19 protein-coding genes are annotated in these 20522 nt (G+C 63.2%); 15 read left to right on the top strand and 4 right to left on the bottom strand.

What is annotated here, in order from left to right:
- Nucleotides 1-64 precede the first annotated feature (64 nt).
- The 4 genes from P0D87_RS22625 to P0D87_RS22610 all read left to right on the top strand — a co-directional run bounded on the left by P0D87_RS22625 (nt 65) and on the right by P0D87_RS22610 (nt 1994).
- The gene (locus P0D87_RS22625) at nt 65-472 is read left to right on the top strand and encodes an NUDIX hydrolase (protein ID WP_044021019.1); all 408 of its coding nucleotides are present in this window, start codon (nt 65-67) and stop codon (nt 470-472) included.
- A gap of 73 nt (nt 473-545) precedes the next feature.
- Nucleotides 546-773: a hypothetical protein gene (locus P0D87_RS22620; protein WP_006049355.1), complete on the top strand. Its 228-nt coding sequence runs from the start codon at nt 546-548 to the stop codon at nt 771-773.
- Nucleotides 774-826: 53 nt separating this feature from the next.
- Nucleotides 827-1387: a hypothetical protein gene (locus tag P0D87_RS22615; RefSeq protein ID WP_053859465.1), complete on the top strand. Its 561-nt coding sequence runs from the start codon at nt 827-829 to the stop codon at nt 1385-1387.
- A 94-nt stretch (nt 1388-1481) separates the two neighbouring features.
- A complete protein-coding gene (locus P0D87_RS22610) occupies nt 1482-1994 on the top strand; it encodes a hemerythrin domain-containing protein (RefSeq protein WP_006049353.1) in 513 nt (170 codons plus the stop codon).
- A 112-nt stretch (nt 1995-2106) separates the two neighbouring features.
- Here P0D87_RS22610 and P0D87_RS22605 read toward each other — a convergent pair whose 3' ends face one another.
- Nucleotides 2107-2607 carry a YciE/YciF ferroxidase family protein gene (locus P0D87_RS22605; protein ID WP_006049352.1) on the bottom strand — a complete coding sequence of 167 codons (501 nt, stop codon included), beginning with the start codon at nt 2605-2607 and terminating at the stop codon, nt 2107-2109.
- A 170-nt stretch (nt 2608-2777) separates the two neighbouring features.
- Here P0D87_RS22605 and P0D87_RS22600 point away from each other — a divergent pair, with 170 nt between their 5' ends.
- The gene (locus P0D87_RS22600; protein WP_053859466.1) at nt 2778-3653 is read left to right on the top strand and encodes a manganese catalase family protein; all 876 of its coding nucleotides are present in this window, start codon (nt 2778-2780) and stop codon (nt 3651-3653) included.
- Nucleotides 3654-3758: 105 nt separating this feature from the next.
- On the opposite strand, the gene P0D87_RS22595 is transcribed toward P0D87_RS22600, so the two are convergent.
- Nucleotides 3759-4997, bottom strand: coding sequence for a phosphatidylserine decarboxylase family protein (locus P0D87_RS22595; RefSeq protein WP_006049350.1), 1239 nt, complete (start codon nt 4995-4997; stop codon nt 3759-3761).
- A gap of 54 nt (nt 4998-5051) precedes the next feature.
- Nucleotides 5052-6083: a flavodoxin family protein gene (locus P0D87_RS22590; protein WP_053860755.1), complete on the bottom strand. Its 1032-nt coding sequence runs from the start codon at nt 6081-6083 to the stop codon at nt 5052-5054.
- 177 nt (nt 6084-6260) lie between these two features.
- Here P0D87_RS22590 and P0D87_RS22585 point away from each other — a divergent pair, with 177 nt between their 5' ends.
- Both P0D87_RS22585 and P0D87_RS22580 read left to right on the top strand, forming a co-directional pair.
- Nucleotides 6261-6986 (top strand): PIG-L deacetylase family protein, encoded by a 726-nt coding sequence (locus P0D87_RS22585; protein WP_321175870.1) that lies wholly within the window; start codon nt 6261-6263, stop codon nt 6984-6986.
- 94 nt (nt 6987-7080) lie between these two features.
- Entirely contained in the window at nt 7081-8025 is a 945-nt protein-coding gene (locus P0D87_RS22580) for a glycosyltransferase family 2 protein (RefSeq protein ID WP_053859468.1), read from the top strand.
- 39 nt (nt 8026-8064) lie between these two features.
- Here P0D87_RS22580 and P0D87_RS22575 read toward each other — a convergent pair whose 3' ends face one another.
- Nucleotides 8065-10746 (bottom strand): ATP-binding cassette domain-containing protein, encoded by a 2682-nt coding sequence (locus P0D87_RS22575; RefSeq protein ID WP_053859469.1) that lies wholly within the window; start codon nt 10744-10746, stop codon nt 8065-8067.
- Nucleotides 10747-11231: 485 nt separating this feature from the next.
- Between P0D87_RS22575 and P0D87_RS22570 the strand changes: the two genes are divergently transcribed.
- From P0D87_RS22570 to P0D87_RS22535, 8 genes are all read left to right on the top strand, one after another.
- Nucleotides 11232-12530: a glycosyltransferase family 4 protein gene (locus P0D87_RS22570; protein ID WP_053859470.1), complete on the top strand. Its 1299-nt coding sequence runs from the start codon at nt 11232-11234 to the stop codon at nt 12528-12530.
- A gap of 109 nt (nt 12531-12639) precedes the next feature.
- Nucleotides 12640-13245, top strand: a complete 606-nt coding sequence (locus P0D87_RS22565; protein ID WP_053859471.1) for a D-glycero-alpha-D-manno-heptose-1,7-bisphosphate 7-phosphatase — start codon at nt 12640-12642, stop codon at nt 13243-13245.
- Nucleotides 13242-14531, top strand: coding sequence for a lipopolysaccharide heptosyltransferase II (gene waaF, locus P0D87_RS22560; protein WP_053859472.1), 1290 nt, complete (start codon nt 13242-13244; stop codon nt 14529-14531). The genes P0D87_RS22565 and waaF overlap by 4 nt, the downstream gene beginning before the upstream one ends.
- Before the next feature lie 25 nt (nt 14532-14556).
- A complete protein-coding gene (locus tag P0D87_RS22555) occupies nt 14557-16302 on the top strand; it encodes a carbamoyltransferase family protein (RefSeq protein WP_053859473.1) in 1746 nt (581 codons plus the stop codon).
- Nucleotides 16299-17378: a glycosyltransferase family 2 protein gene (locus tag P0D87_RS22550; protein ID WP_053859474.1), complete on the top strand. Its 1080-nt coding sequence runs from the start codon at nt 16299-16301 to the stop codon at nt 17376-17378. Before P0D87_RS22555 ends, P0D87_RS22550 begins: the two co-directional genes overlap by 4 nt.
- Nucleotides 17375-18514: a glycosyltransferase family 9 protein gene (locus P0D87_RS22545; RefSeq protein WP_053859475.1), complete on the top strand. Its 1140-nt coding sequence runs from the start codon at nt 17375-17377 to the stop codon at nt 18512-18514. The genes P0D87_RS22550 and P0D87_RS22545 overlap by 4 nt, the downstream gene beginning before the upstream one ends.
- Nucleotides 18504-19460 carry a glycosyltransferase family 4 protein gene (locus tag P0D87_RS22540; RefSeq protein ID WP_053859476.1) on the top strand — a complete coding sequence of 319 codons (957 nt, stop codon included), beginning with the start codon at nt 18504-18506 and terminating at the stop codon, nt 19458-19460. The genes P0D87_RS22545 and P0D87_RS22540 overlap by 11 nt, the downstream gene beginning before the upstream one ends.
- Before the next feature lie 48 nt (nt 19461-19508).
- On the top strand, nt 19509-20522 hold a 1014-nt coding region (locus P0D87_RS22535; RefSeq protein WP_408637041.1), incomplete at its 3' end, for a UDP-glucuronic acid decarboxylase family protein.

The following is a 20522-nucleotide window of genomic DNA, read 5'->3' as shown; positions in this document are numbered from 1 at the left end:
CGGACGCTTGCCGGGAAGGCATAGTGCATGCTTTGTAAGGTCGCCCTTTCTTGCCCGATATCCGATGAAGCAGCGAGCCACCATACTCTGTCTACGCGCCAATAGCATCCTCCTCGTCGCGAGATCGAATGGAAGATGGGCGCTGCCCGGCGGCCGATGCAAGCCTGGCGAATCGGTCGCGGCAGCGGCCATTCGCGAACTTCTGGAAGAAACGCAATTGACCGATCTCGCGCTTCACTACATCTTCGAATTCTGGGGCGCGCGCACTCGCCACTATGTATTCGCCGCGCGTATTCCCGATGACATCGAGCCTGTTCCGGGCCGAGAGATCAGCCGGTGCCGCTGGGTTCGCGCGAAAGACATCCATTCCGCATGGGTCAGCGTGTCGACGCGCGGAATCGTTCAGGTACTGCTCGGCGAAGGCAGTCCTGTGGGCCCCGCGCGAAGGTCGAGCCCGTTGCGTGTTTTCTGAGCGCCGCATTTGACGCGCGTGGCACAAGCGTTGCATCGCAAAGCTTGTCGCCTATTCACTCACGGAGTTTCAAATGGCAGGAGATAACTCGTTCAAGCCCGGCGAAATCGTCAAGACGTCCGGCATCTATGCAGTCGTTCATGACGACGGCAAGGGAACATTCGAAGTGACCTGCGTAGAGGGAGAACATTTTCCGCCGACGCGCAGCGGCAAAGGCGCCCACTTCGAACTCAAATACGCGGCCACTCATGCGCATCGTCATGGCGAGCTAAAGGGCAGCGAAGCGCGGCAGGCTGTTTAAAGAACTCAAGCCACTGAACTCGCGCGCGCTCTATCGGCCAGGAGGCGAGACCGGTGCCCAAAGCTTCCGCCACACCATTCGCTCTCGCCGAGCGCGCGGTCATCAGTCTGTATGACGGCGGCGTACTGTCGCCCGCCGTCCTCGAACGGCTTATCGCATCGTTCGCCACGGCGAATCCCGACTGGGACACTGAGCCGACAGAGCGCTCCGTGGATGGACGCTCGCTTCACGAAGTCGTCGCTCTGACCATGCTGCCGGGCGAATCGCTGCGGGCGGCGCGCAAGTCGTTCATGTCCATCATCGAACATATTGCGGGCGCGCCGAAAACGAAAAAGACAAGCCGTGCAGCGAGCAAAGTCAAAGAAGAAGTCGAGGAAGAAGAGCCGGCAGAAGAAGACGACGAAGACAGCGCCGAACTCGCGAGGCAATTATCCGGCGGCGCACGCGGTACGCGCGGTACACGCGGTACACGCGGTACACGCGGCACGTCGTCTAACGGGCGACGCGGCTCCGCGGAGAGCGAAGACGCCGACACGTCCGCACGCAAGCCTGCTGGAAGGGCCGCATTCAATCCGCTCGTGAATGCCGCGGCGCCGCGCAAGAGCAAAAGCTGACTGTTGGCACAGAGCCGCCCGCCAACGGGCACAATGCTTGCGATGCTTCGCTCAGACATGCCGCCACGCGGCGGCGTTCAACATGGAGAGCGACATGCCGGAACAACAACCAACCCCCAACACCGACGACGCACTGGAATTACTGATCGCGGACCATCGCGCGGTCGAAAAGCTTTTCACCGCATTCAAGCAGGCCAAAGAGGACGATCTCGAAGCGAAAGCCACCCTCGCCCAACGCGCGTGTGAAGAACTGACCATTCACACCATCATCGAGGAAGAACTTCTTTATCCCGCCGCGGGTAAAGCGCTTCCGTCAAGCGATGTCGTCGATGTCGAGGAAGCCTACGTCGAGCACTTTCTCGTGAAGACGCTAATCAGCAAATTCGAAACGCTGAAGGCGGGCGATAAGGGCTTCGACGCGACCTTCAAGGTGATGAGCGAAATGGTGCAACATCACGTCGAGGAAGAAGAGAACGAGCTATTCCCCGAATTGCGCAAGGCCAATCTCGACGTCAAAGGGCTCGGCCAGAAGATCGTGAAGCGCAAAACCGAGTTGCAAGGCAAACTCGACCAGGTGGGAAGCCGCGCTGTGGGCGATAAAACCTGATACACGTTCTGCGCCGCGCGGTGCGTCGCCGCGTATTGCCATAAAAAATCCCGCCCTGAAACGGGCGGGATTTCGCTCGTCATTCGACGGCAACCGCGCTGCTTACCGCTGCTTACTTCTGCTGCTTCGCCTTCTCGTTGCCGGCGCGCTCCGCGAATTCGGTGAGCTTCAGATCCGTAGCTTTTTCTTCTTCCAACGTTTCCTTCAGCAGATTAACCGCCTCGGTAAAGCCCAACTGCTTGCCGATCGCGCAGAGACTGCCGTACGACGCGATTTCGTAGTGCTCCACCTTCTGCGCGGCCGCGACGAGACCCGCGTCGAGCACCGGTCCTCTTTCGATTTCGTCGATGAGTTCCTGGCCTTCTTCAATCAACCCTTCCATCGCGACGCACTTCATTCTTTTCAACTTCACGCCACAACTTTCTACAACCTTGTCGATTCTTTCCACCTGTCCCTGCGTTTCCTCCAGGTGAACCTTGAATGCCTCGCTCAATTGCGGATCGGACGCAGCGCGCGAGAGCTTCGCCAGTGCTTTGGTCAATTGCTTCTCGGCGCTGTAGATATCAGACAGCATGTGAACGAACAGATCATCGACAGTCTTTCGCTGTGTCATATGCAACTCCCAAGGTAGTGGTTAGGAGCCCTGCATCGCGCAACGGGTGTGCCTGGCGAAGCGGACGGGCATGTGATTGACCGTAGCGCGTCGCATTCGCACCAGGTACGGCGCATGCGCAGGCAAGCGTGCAGTCCAACGTTTCCCAACCATATTCAACGGAGAAGCCAATGTTCGTTCACAACAAGCGACTTCAATACACCGTGCGTGTCGCCGCCCCTAATCCGGGCCTCGCCAACCTGATGCTCGAGCAATTCGGCGGGCCGCAGGGCGAGTTGGCAGCCGCGTGCCGGTACTTCACCCAGGCCGTCGCTGAAGACGACCCGGGCCGCAAGGATTTGCTGTTCGACATCGCCACGGAAGAGTTGAGCCACCTCGAAGTGATCGGCTCGATCGTCGCCATGTTGAACAAGGGCGCGAAAGGCCAGCTTGCCGAAGGCGTCGAGCAGGAAGCGGAGTTGTATCGTTCGCTGACGGGCGGCGGCAACGACTCGCACACGACCGCGCTGCTGTACGGCGGCGGGCCTCCGCTGACGAACTCCGCGGGCGTGCCGTGGACGGCCGCGTATATCGACACGATCGGCGAGCCGACCGCCGATCTGCGCTCGAACATCGCCGCGGAAGCGCGCGCCAAGATCGTCTATGAGCGGCTGCTGAATATCACGGACGATCCGGGCATCAAGGACGCACTCGGCTTTCTGATGACGCGCGAAATCGCTCACCAGAAGTCGTTCGAAAAAGCGCTGCATTCTATCCAGCCGAACTTCCCGCAGGGCAAGCTGCCGGGCGTTCCAGAATTTACAAACGTGTACTACAACATGTCCTCGGGCGAAGGCGACGCACGCGGTCCATGGAACGAAGGGCCGGAATGGGAGTTCGTGGAAGCGCCGCAACCGGCGGTGGACGGCGGCGACGGTTTGCCGTCGGTGAACGTGACGCAAGCGGACGTCGAAGTACTCGGCGCGCTGGCTTCGCGAACCGCTTCGAACACTGCAACCGATCCGGTGACGGGAGCAGATCTTGGATCGGGTAAGCAGCCGGGTTAAGTTCCGATCCGCTATTTGAGAAGTCGCTTGTAAAAGAAAAATGCCGCGGAGCGAGTCGCGCTTCGCGGCATTTGAACGTCACTACCGAACCAACGCTTCGTTTCGCTAGCGTGCCGTCGCAACGTGCGTTTTCACCTTGATTGACGATGCGTTGTCGAATGGCGGCTGCGGAACGAAACTGCTGATCACGTCCCGCTCGAATACGAGGCAGCACGTCGAACCGCCGTACTGGAAAAAGCCTATTTCGTCGCCCTTTGAAACCCGCTGCCCCGGCAGTGCTTCGATGATGCACGACGATACATCGGCCATACCGACAAATACGCAGCCCACCTGGCCAATGGCTGGATCGTCGCTTTCGATCACGATGATTGCCCGCGCCGCGAGTGCGGTAATGTAGCCCTGCGAGTCGTTAAGACCGCCGGGATCGCGGCCTTCCGCATCGGCGTCCGAGTAATAGGTGCCGTCCAGTGCATAAGCTTTTTTAATGACGCCCGCGATCGGCGCATGCCAGCGGTGGTAATCGAATGCACTGAGAAAGCACTGGTAAATGGAACCGCCGACAAAACGCTGCGCAAGCTCCCGCTGGCCGGCCGAAAAGATGTCCAGTAGCGAATAAGGCTGAGCCTTGATCCAGAAACTGTCGGTCAGTTTCACGTCTCTCTGGATGTTATACGGAGCCGCCTCGCAGGGACTGACAATGATCTTGTCGTTATCCGGCTGATCCACTGGTCGCTCGCCCTCGCGAAAGCGGCGCGTGAAGAAGTCGTTCCATGAAGAGAAGCCCCAATACGGCTTGTCCGGATCACACACGAACTGCGACAGGTTGATCTTCTCGTCGGCCTCGGGCGAGAACCATCCGTTCGGGGGCGACGTATTCAGATGTTCGCGCGAATGCGGTCCGCTCAGGAATCCGCACCAGCAATCAAGCACATGCTTGATCTGCTGATTGAACGCCGGGTCGCGAAACAGCGCATAACCGGAAGGCATGCACATCGGCCAATCGAGTACCGCATTCAACGGGCAGTGGATCAGGCTCTTTTCGCTGAACGGCGGCGCATAAGTCATCAAATAGTCGATGATGACCATCAACTCTTCTATCGATGAATAGCCAAGTACATAGCCCTTATCGCGCGCCTGATTGATAGCCCGCGTCATATCCATGCGAAGAACCGGATCGCCGTCGAGGAGCGCGGCGAGCTGTTCGACCGCTGCCGTGCGCGGCGCATGCGCCGCACGGGCGCGAGCTTTTTCCGCGAGGTCGGTGCGGTATTGCGCGAGTTGCTCCTCATTGCTCGGCAGCCACCCACCGAGCCGGCGCCGTTCGTCCGCTTCCTTGTCTGTCATGCTTACCCTTCCCTATTGCGTTAAACGTTGATGAAACACTGCGACGACGGGCGCCTATTTCGCGCGCGGCGTTTGCAACGCGTCGTCGGGCTGCCTGTATCCGTTGCGTATTTGCTCGACGCGCTCGGCGACCGCCTGCGCCACATTCACGACTTCCTGCTGCATAGCCTCGTCATGATCGAGGGCCGCGTGGCTCGTCGCATAGGGCTCGTAATAGCCGATAAAGCGGTCGAGCCGCGACTTCGGACCGGCTTCTATCAGTCCCATCCAGTCGAGCCAATCGCTCAGCGCACGGCGCGATCCTTCGATACCGGCAACATCGCCATGTACTACGAGGCCATAAGCCCTGCCCGCCAGATGCTTCGGGTAATCCCAGCCGGCAAGCTCGATTTTCTTCGCCTCCTCGGGCGTCTTGCCGTGCGTCGAGGTGGGATCGGGATTGCCGCCGTCCGCGCAAACGAGGCGATCCATTAGCAGCTTGAGCGGGCTCGCGACCTGATACCAATAGACAGGCGTGACGAAAATCACACCATGCGCGGCCGCAAAGCGCTCGTAAATCTCGTTCATCCAGTCGTTCACGAGACCGAGCGAGTGATTCGGATAGCAACTGCATGGCCAGTGGCACAGCGGCATCGCCGTCGAGACACAGCCTTTGCAGGGATGAATATGCAGATCGCGATCGGAATTCAGGCGCGACAGATCGAGGAAGTCGACGTCGAACGCTCGCCGCTCGAGCGCGCCTTGCGCGATTTTCCCGAGGCGGAAGCTCTTCGACATTTCGCTGGGGCACGTATAGTCGTTTCGCGACGAGGCATTCACGATGAGCACGCGCGAACGGCCAGCCGGGTCGCGCTGCCGGACTTGCGCGGCCTTGATGCGCTCGCTCGCCGCGCGCCATTCGACGGACAGTTCGTAGTCGGGATCGGCATAGCCCGCGCCGGCCTTCGCCGTTATCGGCGATTTACGCGCGTGCGAATAGGCGTCCCACGCTATCGCTTCGAGCCGCGCGAGCGCCTCGTCTTCCGCGCGGAATGCGGGGTCGTAGAAGCGCGCCATAAAACGTTCGCGAAAGACTTCGCGCGGCAGCTTCTCCGTGATCTGCCCGCGGCGGACTTCGACGGGCACCACCGCTATCGACGGGTTCTTTGCTTCGCTCACGTGGTCTCATGCAAAAAACGGTACGACGACCAAGCGAGCAACTAGCATTCCCGGATGCGATCGCGGCCACGACGTAGCGGAGCCAGGCCTGGCATTTGCTTCGGAATGCGCTGCCCCGCTCCTGACAACTTACATCAAAGAATGATGCAATCACGCGCCCGCCTACTCGTCGTTTCTCCGCATCTGGACGATGCCGTATTGAGCTGTGGACTGCTGCTGACAGCGAGCCCGTCCGCCATTGTCTGCACCGTTTTCACTGCGCCGCCAGGCGAGAACATGTCGACCGACTGGGATCGGCAATCGGGATTCAAAGACGCGTGCGAAGCAATGCAAGCGCGCAAACAGGAAGACGCCCATGCTCTGGAAATGCTGGGCGCCCGGCCCGTCCATCTTCCGTTTTGCGACGCGCAATACCTTCACACTCCGTCGCGCGATGAATTGGCCGAAGCACTGCGCCACACGCTCCATGCGTATCAACCCGAAAACGTCATGGTCCCGCTCGGCCTCTTTCACTCCGATCACACACTGGTATCGGATGCCTGTCTTTCGTTAATCGCCGGGATGGGCGACGCGGTACTCCACGCCTACGAAGAGATTCCGTATCGACGAATGGAACACGCCGTTCCCGATCGCATTGAAGAACTGACGAAGCGCGGTTACCTGCTGAGTCCCGCCGACGACCTCGCAGCGACCGCGCGCCAATCCGTTTCGCATGAACAGATGAAGCGCGAAGCGATTGCTGCTTATGCGAGCCAACTACGCGCATTCGGCCCTGATGCCGAAACCACGCTCTATTGCGAGGAAAAGTACTGGCGACTGCAACGAGCATGAAGAAAAATCGCAGGCCAAACCTGAAGCCAGTTGAAAGCGAACGGCACATCGTTTGCTTGAAGCGGGAATCGCCCCGTCAAGAACAAAGAACAGCATGGATAAAAAACCGCTTTCCCGGCGCATTTCGGTAGTCGTTCTGACACACAACCGCGCCGCCGAGCTTGTGGCCACCCTCGAGCGCTTACTCGCCCTTCCAGAAAATCCGCCCATCTTTGTGGCGGATAACGGCTCGAATGACAATACCGTCGCGCTGGTGAGGACGCTCTTTCCGACCGTATGCATCATCGAATGCGGAGGAAATCTCGGCGCAGCCGGGCGTAATCGCGCCGCCGAGTGCGTCGGCACCGACTATGTCGCGTTCTGCGACGACGACACCTGGTGGGAGCCGGGCTCGCTCGAACGCGCGGTGCAACTGCTCGACGCGTGGCCCAACGTGGGTGTATTGAGCGGGCGCGTCGTGGTGGGCGAAGACAGGATCACGGACCCCATGTGCTCGGTGATGCGCGCGAGTCCGCTCGGCAGCGAGGGACTGCCGGGGCCCGCGTTAATCGGCTACATGGCGGGCGCGTGCGTATTTCGCACGTCGCTTTTCCGCGAGTTGGGCGGCTACGAGCCGCGTCTTTTCATCGGCGGAGAAGAAGAACTTGTCGCGCTCGATGTGCTCGCGTCCGGGCACGCGATTGTCTATTGCGATCAGCTGACGGTGCATCATCATCCGTCGCCGGCGCGCGATAGCACTTTGCGGCGGCGCACACTCGCGCGCAATGCGGCGTGGGTCGCGTGGCTGCGGCTGCCGTGGCCGGAAGCGTGCCGCGCAACAGCGCAGGCGCTCGCCACGTTCTCGCGCGAAGGCACGCTCGCGCGCGATGGCCTCGCACTGCTGCGCGGTGTCGCGTGGGCATTGAAAAACCGCAGGCCCGTACCGCCTCAAGTACTCAACCTGCGCGAACGCGTGCACATCGGCGAACGCCAGATGGCCGCGCCTGCGCCAAGCACTCGCGCGAAGGCTACGGTTGGCAAAGCCGACGCAAGCACGTGATCTGGATCGCTTGATCCAAGCGAGCGCACCGAAAAGTTGCTACGCGCCAGTGCGCGCGGTCGCCATCGCAAGGTTGCGAATCTCGCCGATCAGCTTCTGCGGTGCGACGGGTTTCGTCAAATGTGCCTGAAAACCAGCCATTTTCGCGCGCATGCGGTCCTCGGCCTGCGCGTAGCCGGTCAGTGCGATGGCCGGCACGCGGTCCTGCAACGGCAACTGACGGTCGGCTTCCAGCCGCCGCAAACGGCGCAGCACGTCATAGCCGTCTTCATCGGCGAGCACGATGTCGCATAGCAACGCATGCGGCCATTGCGTGGTCGCGGTCTGCGCGAACCAGTCCAATGCCTCCTTGCCCGACGACGCCGTGCGCACGCGTGCGCCGCTCGCCGTGAGCACCGCTTCGAGCGCGTCGAGCGCATCTTCCTGATCGTCGATCGCCATCACGAAGAGACCTTCGAGCGGCGCTGCGCCGTCGGCATCGGCAATGGGCGCCGCCGCTTGAGTGCCCGCACTCGCATCGGCCACGGGACGCAGCGGCAGCATCGCCACATACGCGAGCCGCCCGTTGAGCGGCATCAGCGTGAAGCTGCCGCCGGCGGCGGACAGCGCTTCTTCCATATGACGCGCCGCTGCCTGCGACAATTCGGCGGGCTTCTCGCTCATGCCGAGCACCGTCACCCAGACCTGATTGTTATGCCGCTCGACGCGCAACTCGATGCGCTGCCCGGGCCTCGCGTGCTCGATCTCGTTGCGGCACAAATCGGCGATCAGCGGTTGCAGCACGCTCGGGTCGCCCGTCACGCGCAGATCGTTGTCGCTGATCTGCGGGTACAAGGTCACGCGCCGTGCCGCGATTTCGTCGTGCAGCGCATCGATCACGCCGGCCATCAGCGCGGCGAGACTGACCGATTGCGCGGTGAGCTTGCGCTGCGCGTGCTCGAGTTCGCCCTGCTGCCATTGCAGCGACCACATCTTCGCGTAGACGCCGTCGCGCGCGAGCAGTTCGCGATGCGTGCCCTGCTCGACCACGCGGCCATGCTCCATCACGAGAATCCAGTCGGCGTCGACCACGGTCGAGAGCCGGTGCGCGATGACAATCGATGTGCGGCCTTGCGCGAGGCGCGTCAACTCGGTTTGTATCGCGCGCTCCGAACGCGTGTCGAGCGCTGACGTTGCTTCATCGAACACGATGATGCGCGGGTCCTTCAGAATCGCGCGCGCAATCGCAATGCGCTGCCGCTCGCCGCCGGAGAGCCGCACGCCGCGCTCGCCGACGCGCGTGTCGTAATGATCCGGCAATCGTTCGATGAATTCGTCGAGTTGCGCCGCGCGCGCCGCCCGCACCACGTCCGCACGCGTGGCGGAAGGCCGCCCATACGCGATGTTGTATGCGATCGTCTCGTTGAACAGCACCGTGTCCTGGGGCACGATGCCGATCGCCTCGCGCAGACTCTTCTGCGTGACCTGGCCGATGTCCTGTCCGTCGATGCGTATCGTGCCGCTCGTCGGCTGATAAAGGCGAAACAGCAGCTTCACGAGCGTCGATTTTCCGGAGCCGCTTCCGCCCACTATCGCGAGCGTCTTGCCAGGATACGCATGAAAGTCGACGTCGCGCAGAATCTGCCGCGCCGGGTCGTAGCCGAAGTCCACATGCTCGAACGAGATCTGCCCCGCGCTCACGATCAGCGGTTTCGCGGCCGGCTCGTCAATATCCTCGCCGACACGCCCGCGCGCGGCGAGTATCTCGAACATGCGCTCGACATTCACCATCGCGTCGTTGGTCTCGCGAAACACGAAGCCGAGCGTGTTGAGCGGCATGCAGATCTGGATGATGTACGCATTCACCAGAATCAGATCGCCGACGCTCATGCTTCCCGCCACCACATGCTGCGCCGCGAGCAGCATGATCGCGCCGATGCCGAACGCAATCACCGCGCTCTGGCCGACATGCAACGCGGTCAGCGCACGCTGGTTCGCGGTTCTCGCGTGCACCCACTTGTCGAGCACGGCGGAAAGGCGCTGCGTTTCGGTGTCTTCGGTGGCGAAGTATTTGACGGTGTCGTAATTGAGCAGACTGTCGACTAGCCGGCCGTCGGACTGCGCCTCGAGCGCATTCACCGCGCGCTGGAACGCGACGCGCCGCCGCGTGAAGATGAATGTATAGACCGCATAGCAGACGAAGGTCGCGGCAATCGCGATCATGAATTCGCGCGCGTAGTTGTGAACCATGATCGCGACAATCGTGACGATTTCGAACGCGGTCGGCACGATCGTAAAGAGCGCTACGCCAAGCAGAAAACCGATGCCGTCAGCGCCCTTCTGCACATCGCGCACGATTGCGCCCGTCTCGCGCTTCGTGTGGAAGCGCGCACTCATGCGGTGCAGATGCGCGAAGGTCCGCTCGGTGAATGCGGCGACCGTGCGCTGCGTCACGATGCTGAACACCACGTCGCGCGCTTCGTTCAACGCGTCGCCGAGAAAACGCAGCAACGCATACGTCAATACGAGAAACACCGGAAAGAACGCCTGCGCGACCGGGTGCCCCAATTCGTCGACGACATGCTTGAGCACGAGCGGTATCAGCACGGTCGCGAGCTTTGCCGAGATCATCAGCAGCAACGCGGCGAGCGTCTGGTTGCGGTAGCGCCAGACCGCGCGCGTCAGGTCGGCGGCAATGCGGCGGGTCAACTGGGAACGGGGCAGCGTGGCGGGGTTCGGCATGAGGTCCCTGAGAGAGCCGCCGCAGCAACGACGCTGCAACGGGCATTAGATTCCACTATGCGGATTCACAAAGCGGCGCGACGAAAAACGCGGCATGTCGAGTCGCGCGCCGAGGCCAGTGACGAGCAAACGATGCGCCCGCCGTCGGACAAAACTTAGCACACGCGAGACCGCGACGACAGGCGCGATTCTTCTCGCATCGCAGAGAAAAAAATTCGCGCTTCTCCAGGAAGTACTACTCGAAATTACATGACGGGTTGTAGAAAAAGGGAACGCCACACCGCTTCCCTCCCGCGAAAAAGGGAACGCTACAGCGCTTCTCCGCACCCACTGTCGGATCAACGTTTCTTGCGCGCCTTGCCGCGTATAGGCACACCACATGCTGTGGCCGGGTAACAGCGTCGTATCGGCGGAAATTGCATAACAGTGCTCAGCAAACCGCGCGATGCCCGCCCTGCTAATGCCTATCTCGCGAAGGAATGTCAATGAAGATCGCCCTCATCAGTGAACACGCCTCGCCCCTCGCCGTCGCCGGAGGCGTCGACAGCGGAGGACAAAACATTTACGTCGCGAACGTCGCGCGTGAACTCACGGAGATGGGCCATCAAGTGGATGTGTTCACGCGGCGCGACCGCGCGCTGCTGCCGCTCATCTCCGACATGGACGGCGTGCGCGTGATCCACGTGCCGGCAGGGCCGCCGATGCAGTTGCCGAAAGAACGGCTGCTGCCGTTCATGGACGAGTTCGCCGCGTTCCTGATCGAGTTCTTCCGCGGCGAGAAGACGCCGTATGACGTGATGCACGCGAACTTCTTCATGTCGGGCCTCGCGGCATTGAAAGTGAAAGCGGCGCTCGGCGTGCCGCTCGTTACGACGTTCCATGCACTCGGCCGCGTGCGCCGGATACATCAGGGCGCGAACGACGGCTTTCCCGATGAGCGCTTCGCAATCGAAGACGACCTCGTCGCGCAATCCGACGTGGTGATCGCCGAATGCCCGCAGGACGAAGCCGACCTGATCGACCATTACCGGGCCGACCCCGCGCGCATTCAGACTGTGCCGTGCGGCTTCGACGCCGACGAGTTTCATCCGATGGACCGCGCCACTGCCCGCGAAGCACTGGGCTGGCAGCAGGATCAGTTCACCGTGCTGCAACTCGGACGCCTCGTGGAGCGCAAGGGCATCGACAACGTCGTGCGTGGCGTCGGCGTGCTGAAGCAAGCCTTCAGCGCGTCGGCCGAGCTGTACATCGTGGGCGGTAATTCGGATGCGCCGAATGAAAAGGCCACGCCGGAAATCGCGCGCTTGCGCGGCATCGCGCGCGACTGCGGCGTCGCCGGCCAGACTCACTTCGTCGGGCGGCGCGGGCGCGCGCAATTGCGCTACTTCTATAGCGCCGCCGACGTCTTCGTGACGACGCCGTGGTACGAGCCGTTCGGTATCACGCCGGTCGAAGCAATGGCGTGCGGCACGCCGGTGATCGGCGCGGACGTCGGCGGAATCCGCTATTCGGTGGCGGACGGCATCACCGGGTTCCTCGTGCCGCCGCGCGATCCGGCTGCGCTGGCCGCGCGTCTCGACCAGTTGCGGCGCGACCCCGCGCTCGCTCGCCGGATGGGCGAAGCGGGCCTTGAACGCGCACGCAAGGAGTTCACGTGGCGCGGCGTGGGCGAAGCGCTCGCGCAAATCTATATGCGCACCGCGCGGCTCGTGCCGGCAAAGACCGCGGAAGAAGAACGCGTGGAGGTTCGCGTGCGCGCGGCGGCCGGCGCGTCGTTCCGCTAGAACGCCGCGCGTCGTCGCAGCGCTATCAGCGCAGCCTGTTTCGTCGAGCCGGGGCGGACGCACTGTCCGCTTCCGGCGAATCGCTCACGTTTTCGGCACCGCCATCATCATGCTGCAACCCGCTGTGTTTCTCGACAAGGACGGCACGCTGCTCGACGACGTGCCGTACAACATCGACCCTTCGCTGATGCGCCTCGCACCCGGCGCTCGCGAAGCGTTGACGCTGCTCGCGAGCCAGCCGTTCGCGCTGTTCGTGATCAGCAATCAGTCGGGCGTCGCGCTCGGTAAGTTTCAGCGCGCCGCGTTAAAAGAGGTGGAAGCCGAACTCGCGCGCATGTTCAGCGAATGCGGCGCGACGCTCGCCGGCGCTTACTGGTGCCCGCATCATCCGGACGGCACGGTCGCGCCCTACGCGACCGCCTGCGATTGCCGCAAGCCGGCGCCCGGACTGCTGCTGCGCGCGGCGCGCGAGCATCGGCTGGATCTCGCGCGAAGCTGGTTCATCGGCGACATTCTCGACGACGTGGAAGCGGGCAATCGCGCCGGATGCCGCACGATTCTGCTCGACAACGGCCACGAGACCGAGTGGATAGAAGGACCGCAGCGCGTGCCCGGCGCGCGCGCCGCTGATTTGTATGAGGCTGCGCAGATCGTCGCGCGCAGCGTCGAAGCCGTATCGCGGCCCGCGCCCGCCGGCGAGGAAACCGCTCGATGAACGCGCCCCTCCTCATCGCCCAGCCGACACTCGCGCACGCTCGCGTGCCCGACAGTCCGCAGCTCGCGCATTGGGGCGAGGACATCAAGCGGATTCTGTGCGTGCGGCTCGACAACCTCGGCGATGTGCTGATGACCACGCCCGCGCTGCACGCGTTGCGCGAGTCGGGTCCCGGCCGTCATATCACGCTGCTCGGTTCGCGCAGCGGCGCCGCGCTCGCGCCGTATCTGGACGATATCGACGACGTGATCGAATACGAAGCGCCGTGGGTCGCGAATCCGGCCGCGAGTGCGCGTTCGCTCGCCGACGATCAGCGCATGCAGGAGCGCTTGCGGCACGGCGGCTTTGACGCGGCCGTGATCTTCACCGTCTACAGTCAGAGCCCGTTGCCCGCTGCGATGCTGTGTTATCTCGCGGGCATTCCGCGGCGGCTCGCGCATTGCCGCGAGAATCCTTATGCGTTGCTCAGCGACTGGCTGCGCGAACCGGAGCCGCAGCAGCGCACGCGTCATGAGGTGGAGCGGCAACTCGATCTCGTGCGCCAGGTCGGCGCACAAGCGCCCGATACGCGGATGCGCTTCGCTGTGCGGGATTCGGATAGGCGCGCGCTTGCGAAGCAGCTTGCGGCACGCGGCGTGCATAGTGACGCGAAAAGCCGCGCAAATGGCAGCACCCAACACCGCGCCCCGTGGATCGTATTGCACCCAGGCGCAACGGCCGCATCGCGCCGCTATCCGCCGGAGCGCTTCGGCCAGGTGGCCACGCGCCTCGCCACGGAAACCGGCGCACCTATTCTGATCACCGGCAGCGCGAGCGAGCGTCCGTTGGTCGATGCAGTGATCGCGGCGGCCGCGCCTCGCGTTCGCGCGCAACTGCACGATATGAGCGGGGCGCTGTCGCTCGGCGAACTCGCGGCGCTGATCGAGCGCGCCAGCGTGCTGGTGTCGAATAACAGCGGACCGGTGCATCTCGCGTCCGCGCTTGCCACGCCCGTCATCGATCTTTACGCGCTGACGAATCCGCAGCACACGCCGTGGCAGACGCCGCATCGCGTGCTGTTTCGCGATGTCGAATGCCGCTGGTGCTATCGCAGCGAGTGTCCGCAACATCATCACGCGTGTCTGCTCGGCGTGACGCCCGGCGAAGTCGTGACAGCCGCGCTGGAGTTGCGCGCCGAAGCGCAGTCACACGCGCCGTCTGCGCGCCGTGCTTCCGACAACCCACCCAATGCCCACCACGAAAGCGACGCGGCACAGCCGCTCGCCAAACAACCGGTGGCGCCCTGACAACCCACTTCTACTGCGAACGCCCATGTATACACTCGGAATCAATGCCGTCTATCACGACAGCGCCGCAGCCATCCTGCGTGACGGCGTGGTGCTCGCCGCCGCCGAAGACGAACGCTTCACGCACGTCAAACATGCGAAGCGTCCCGTGCCGTTCTCGACCTGGCAACTGCCCTTCGATGCCATCGACTACTGCCTGAAAGCCGCCGGCATCACGCTTGCCGACGTCGATCATGTTGCGTATTCGTACGACCCGAGCCTGTTCGGCGGCATGCCGAAGCAGCCGGGCGCGACCATCGAACTGCCCTTCGATCCGGCCAACACGCGCCTCACGGACCCGTCCGCATCGCCGTGGGACCCGCTCTTTCTCAGCTATATCGCGAACGCCAAGGGCCAGTTGCTCGACGGTGCGCCGCATCATCTGCGCAAGCGTTTTCAGGGCGTGGACCGCAACAACGGCTTCAAGTGGCATTTTGTCGAGCATCACCTCGCACACGAAGCGAGCGCGTTTCTCGCGGCGCCTTACGACGACACCGCCGTGCTCACGATGGACGGCCGCGGCGAAGGCGTGACGACCAGCATGGGCCAGTTCGTCGACGGCGAATATACGCGGTTGAAACAGGTCGAGTTGCCGCACTCGCTCGGCCTGCTCTATGAAGCCGTGACCGACTGGCTCGGCTTTCTGCATTCGTCGGACGAGTACAAGGTGATGGCGCTCGCGTCATACGGCAAGCCCGAATATGTCGATGTGTTCCGCGACATCGTGCGCTATCGCGGCGACGGCAGCTATACGGTCGACGCGCCGCGCCTCGTCAAGCGCTTTGGACCGGCGCGCGAACGCGGCGGCCCGCTTGAGCAGCGCCACTTCGACATCGCGCATTCGTTGCAGCGCGTGCTCGAGGAAACGGTGCTGCAACTCGCCGGCTGGCTGCATGAGAAGACCGGCTTGCGCAAGCTCAGCATGGCGGGCGGCGTGGCGTTGAACTGCGTGATGAATTCGAAGCTGCGCGACGCGGGCCCGTTCGACGACGTATGGGTGCAACCCGCCGCGGGCGATGCGGGCACCGCCCTCGGCGCGGCGCTGTGGATCGACTATCGCGAACGCAGCGAGCGCGGCGACCGCAAGCGTCACTGGACGATGGACCATGCGTACCTCGGCCCCGAGTATCCCGAAGAGGAAATCGAACAGTTCCTGAAATGGTCGAAGGTGCCCTATCGGCGGCTTGGCGACATTGCCGGCGAAACCGCCGACCTGCTCGCGAGCGGCAAGGTGATCGGCTGGTATCAGGGCCGCACGGAATTCGGTCCGCGCGCGCTCGGCGCACGGTCGATTCTCGCGTCGCCCGTCGATCCGCACATGCAGGCGAAGCTCAACGAGATCAAGGACCGCGAGGACTTCCGGCCAGTCGCGCCGGTCGTCATGGAAGAGCATGCGAGCGAATGGTTCGTGAACGGCAAGGTCGCGCCGTTCATGCTGTTCGTGTTCGACGTGCACGCCGACAAGGCCGCGCGCATTCCGGCCGTGCGCCATGTCGACGGCACCGCGCGCGTGCAGACCGTGAACCGTTCGCAGCATCCGCTCTATTACGATCTGCTCGCCGCATTCAACCAACGCACCGGCGTGCCGATTCTCGTCAACACGTCGTTCAATACGCGCGGTGAGCCGATGGTGAATTCGCCGCGCGACGCGGTGGAGTCGTTCTGGACCTCGCCGCTCGACGCGCTCGTGATCGGCCCGTTTCTCGTCGAGAAAGCGAGGGATAGCGCATGAGTCCATCCGCTACGGGACCGATGGACGTAACAGGCGGCTTCAGTCGTTCGCATGACGAGACGGAGCCGATCGCCGCGGGCTATCCGGGTGCGCTGCTCGCGCACCTCGATGTGTCCGTGGTGGTGCCGACTTACCGGCGGCCCGACATGCTGGCGGCGTGCCTTCGCGCGTTGACCGAGCAGGACTTTCCTGTCGACCGCTATGAAATCGTGGTCTGCGACGACGGCCCCGACGAAGCGACGCGCGCCTGCGTCGCTCACATTGCGGCCGAGCAGGCGAAGCGCGGGCTCACGGTGCGCTATGTGCCCGTCACCCGCACGCAAGGTCCGGCCGGCGCGCGCAATGCGGGCTGGCAGCAGGCGCGCTCGCCGGTGATCGCCTTCACCGACGACGACACGCTGCCCGATCCGCACTGGCTGCAAGAAGGGCTCACGGCGATTCGCCAGGGCGCGGCGGCCGCCGCGGGCAGAATCGTCGTGCCGCTGCCCGCCGTGCCGACCGACTACGAAGCCGATGCAAGCGGACTCGAACGCGCCGAATTCGCAACCGCCAATGTATTCGTCGCCCGAAGCTTTCTGACGATGACGGGCGGCTTCGATGAACGCTTCACGTCGGCGTGGCGCGAGGACTCCGACCTGCAGTTCGCGCTGCTGCAAGCGGGCGGCAAGATCGTGCGCGCGAACGAGGCGGTCGTCGTGCATCCCGTGCGGCCGGCGCGTTGGGGAGTCAGCATCTCGCAGCAAAAGAAAAGCCAGTTCGACGCGCTGCTGTACAAGAAGCACCCCGAACTGTTCAAGGCGCGGATTCGCTCGTCGCCTCCTTTTCTTTATTACCTGATTCTGTGCGCCGCATTGGCCGCGCTGATCGGCGTCGTGATCGGAGACACGACCACCATGACGCTCGGCTTTGTCGCATGGCTTGCGCTGACGGCCTACTTCTGCGCGATACGCCTGCGCGGACGGGACCGCGGTTTGCGGCACATCGCCGAAATGGCGTGGACGTCGATCCCGATCCCGTTCCTTTCGATCTACTGGCGGCTTTACGGCGCCGTACGTTACAAGGTGCTCTTTCTATGAATGCAGGCCCGTTCATCGCGTCACTCGCACCGCGGCGCATCGCCGTTTTTCGTGCGCTGCAACTCGGCGACATGCTCTGCGCGGTGCCGGCTTTGCGGGCACTGCGCGCGGCTGCGCCGCACGCGCATATCGCGCTGATCGGTCTGCCGTGGGCGCAGTCGTTTGTCGAACGTTACGCGGACCTCGTCGATGAGCTGATCGTCTTTCCGGGCGCCGAAGGCTTTCCCGAGCAGCGCGAATCGAACGACGGCCTGCCCGCGTTTTATGAACGGATGCGCGCGCAAGGTTTCGATCTCGCGATCCAGTTGCATGGCAGCGGCGGCATCGCGAACGATCTGCTGCTTCAGTTCGGCGCGCGCGCTTATGCAGGCTTCGTGCAGCCGGACGAGCCGCCGCGCGATGGCGTGTTCATCGGCTGGCCCGACGATTTGCCGGAGCCCGAGCGCTACCTTGCGTTGATGAGCGCGCTAGGTGCCGACACCACCGAGCGGCACTTGTCGTTTCCGCTGAGCGATCGCGATGGCGATGAATATGCGTCGCTCGTCGCCGCGCACGGCATCGAAGCGCAGCGTCTGGTGCTGGTTCATCCCGGTGCGCAATTGCCCTCGCGCCGCTGGCCCGCTGCGCGTTTCGCCGAAGTCGCGGACCGCCTCGCCGCCGACGGCTGGCAAATCGCGATCACGGGAACCGCGGCTGAAGCATCGCTTACCGGCGAGGTGCTCGGCGCGATGACCGCGCCCGCGTTGCACCTGGCCGGCGCGACGTCGCTCGGCGGATTGGCGGCGCTCGTCGCGCATGCGCGGCTTGTGGTCTGCAACGACACGGGCATTTCGCATATCGCCGCGGCTGTCGCGACCGCGTCGGTGGTGATTGCATCGGGCAGCGACACACGGCGCTGGGCGCCGCTCGACCACGCGCGGCATCGCGTGCTCGCCGACTATCCGCCGTGCCGTCCGTGCATGTTCCGCGAGTGCCCGTACGGCCATCCTTGCGCGCTGAATATCGGCATCGAGCGCGTGGTCGAGACGGCCCGCGCGCAACTGGCCGAGGTTCACGGCGCCCGTCCCGCCGGTCCGTACGCGTTGCATACGCAGACCGGAAGCGGGCCCTTCGAGGAGTTGCATCATGCTGCGTAACTGCCGCCGTCTGCGTGTGCTGACATGGCACGTCCACGGCAACTATCTGTATTACCTCACTCAGGCGCCGCACGACTTCTATCTGGTCACGAAGCCGGGCCATCCGCCCGGCTATGCGGGCAAGGTCGGCGTGCTGCCCTGGGGCGACAACGTCCACGAAATCAATGCGGACGACGTGCCCGATCAGGAATTCGACGTGATCCTGTATCAGCACAAAACGCACTGGGAATACGACCGCGAGCATGTGTTGAGCGAGGCGCAACGGCGCCTGCCGCGCGTCTATATCGAGCACGATCCGCCGCAGGAAAACCCGTTCCAGCAATGGCATTGGGTGGACGACCCGGACACGCTGCTGGTCCATGTCACCCACTTCAACCGGCTGATGTGGGATTGCGGCGTGACCCCGACGCGCGTGATCGAACATGGCGTGGTGGTGCCGGAAGGCGTGCGCTACAGCGGCGAACTGGAACGCGGCATTGTCGTCGTCAATCATCTGGCGCAGCGCGGAAGGCGGCTTGGCGCCGACGTGTTCGCCGACCTGCGCACGCGTGTGCCGCTCGATCTCGTCGGCATGGATGCGGAGCGGCTGGATGGTATCGGCGAAGTCGGCAATCTGGATCTCGCCGCGTTCAGCGCGCGCTATCGCTTCTTCTTCAATCCGATTCGCTGGACAAGCCTCGGTCTCGCGATTGTCGAGGCAATGACGATCGGCATGCCGATCGTCGGCCTCGCGACCACCGAACTCGCGACGGTGATTCGCAACGGCGAAAACGGCTTCGTGCATACGGATGTGAATGCGCTCGAAGACGCGATGCACGAGTTGCTGCGCGACCCGGCGGAAGCACGGCGTCTGGGCGAAGGCGCGCGGCGCACTGCGCTCGAGCGCTTCCACATAGACCGTTTCGCGCAGGACTGGCACGAAGCGTTGCTGCACGTTACCGCATGAGCGGCGCGTCTTGACACCTTCGCCGAATCATCATAAGGACGACGCAACATGAAAGAACTTACCCGCAAGCGGATTCTCGTCACAGGCGGCGCCGGCTTTCTCGGCTCGCACCTGTGCGAGCGGCTCGTGACGCAGGGCCATGACGTGCTGTGCGTGGACAACTTCTATACCGGCACGAAGGACAACATTGCGCATCTGCTGGACTGCCCGAATTTCGAGCTGATGCGTCACGACGTGACATTTCCGCTTTATGTCGAAGTCGACCAGATCTACAACCTCGCGTGTCCCGCATCGCCGATTCATTATCAGCATGATCCGGTGCAAACCACCAAGACGAGCGTGCACGGCGCGATCAACATGCTGGGCCTCGCGAAGCGCGTGAAGGCGAGGATTTTTCAGGCGTCGACGAGCGAAGTGTATGGCGATGCCCTCGTGCATCCGCAGAAAGAAGACTACTGGGGCCATGTAAATCCGATCGGCCCGCGCTCGTGCTACGACGAGGGCAAGCGCTGCGCGGAAACGCTTTTCATGGACTACCGGCGCCAGCATGGCCTGTCGATCCGCATCGCGCGAATCTTCAATACGTATGGGCCGCGCATGCATCCCGCCGATGGCCGCGTGGTGTCGAACTTCATGATGCAGGCGCTGCGCGGCGAGCCGATCACGCTCTATGGCGACGGCTCGCAAACGCGTTCGTTCTGTTACGTGGACGACATGATCGACGCGTTCATCCGCCTGATGAATTCCGCCGACGACCCAGGCGGTCCGGTCAATCTCGGCAATCCGCACGAAGTCAGCATGCGCGAGATCGCGCAACGGATCGTCGCGATCACGGGCTCCAATTCGCCGCTCGAATTGCATCCGTTGCCGACCGACGATCCGTGGCATCGGCAGCCGGATATTTCTCGCGCGCGCGAGTTGCTCGGCTGGCAACCGCAAACCTCGCTCGACGACGGTCTTCAGCACACCGCGCGTTACTTCCGCGCGCGAATCCAGGCGAGTTCGGAGGCGAGTTCGGAAGCGAGTTCGGAAGCGAGTTCGGAAGCGGGCGCGCCAATCGCC

Origin of the sequence: Paraburkholderia sp. RL17-368-BIF-A, assembly GCF_046054045.1 — a bacterium.
GTDB classification, from domain to species: domain Bacteria; phylum Pseudomonadota; class Gammaproteobacteria; order Burkholderiales; family Burkholderiaceae; genus Paraburkholderia; species Paraburkholderia graminis.
The sequence above is the reverse complement of the archived record's forward strand: the minus strand, read 5'-3'. Positions and strand labels throughout refer to the sequence as shown.

Bases quoted from the DNA above. Each gene is read 5' to 3' on its own strand.
- P0D87_RS22610 (WP_006049353.1), top strand. From the start codon at position 1,482: ATGCCGGAACAACAACCAACCCCCAACACCGACGACGCACTGGAATTA.
- P0D87_RS22540 (WP_053859476.1), top strand. From the start codon at position 18,504: ATGCTGCGTAACTGCCGCCGTCTGCGTGTGCTGACATGGCACGTCCAC.
- P0D87_RS22605 (WP_006049352.1), bottom strand. From the start codon at position 2,607: ATGACACAGCGAAAGACTGTCGATGATCTGTTCGTTCACATGCTGTCT.
- P0D87_RS22570 (WP_053859470.1), top strand. From the start codon at position 11,232: ATGAAGATCGCCCTCATCAGTGAACACGCCTCGCCCCTCGCCGTCGCC.
- P0D87_RS22600 (WP_053859466.1), top strand. From the start codon at position 2,778: ATGTTCGTTCACAACAAGCGACTTCAATACACCGTGCGTGTCGCCGCC.
- P0D87_RS22620 (WP_006049355.1), top strand. From the start codon at position 546: ATGGCAGGAGATAACTCGTTCAAGCCCGGCGAAATCGTCAAGACGTCC.
- P0D87_RS22575 (WP_053859469.1), bottom strand. From the start codon at position 10,746: ATGCCGAACCCCGCCACGCTGCCCCGTTCCCAGTTGACCCGCCGCATT.
- P0D87_RS22555 (WP_053859473.1), top strand. From the start codon at position 14,557: ATGTATACACTCGGAATCAATGCCGTCTATCACGACAGCGCCGCAGCC.
- P0D87_RS22585 (WP_321175870.1), top strand. From the start codon at position 6,261: ATGCGCTGCCCCGCTCCTGACAACTTACATCAAAGAATGATGCAATCA.
- P0D87_RS22625 (WP_044021019.1), top strand. From the start codon at position 65: ATGAAGCAGCGAGCCACCATACTCTGTCTACGCGCCAATAGCATCCTC.
- waaF (WP_053859472.1), top strand. From the start codon at position 13,242: ATGAACGCGCCCCTCCTCATCGCCCAGCCGACACTCGCGCACGCTCGC.
- P0D87_RS22595 (WP_006049350.1), bottom strand. From the start codon at position 4,997: ATGACAGACAAGGAAGCGGACGAACGGCGCCGGCTCGGTGGGTGGCTG.
- P0D87_RS22580 (WP_053859468.1), top strand. From the start codon at position 7,081: ATGGATAAAAAACCGCTTTCCCGGCGCATTTCGGTAGTCGTTCTGACA.
- P0D87_RS22565 (WP_053859471.1), top strand. From the start codon at position 12,640: ATGCTGCAACCCGCTGTGTTTCTCGACAAGGACGGCACGCTGCTCGAC.
- P0D87_RS22550 (WP_053859474.1), top strand. From the start codon at position 16,299: ATGAGTCCATCCGCTACGGGACCGATGGACGTAACAGGCGGCTTCAGT.
- P0D87_RS22545 (WP_053859475.1), top strand. From the start codon at position 17,375: ATGAATGCAGGCCCGTTCATCGCGTCACTCGCACCGCGGCGCATCGCC.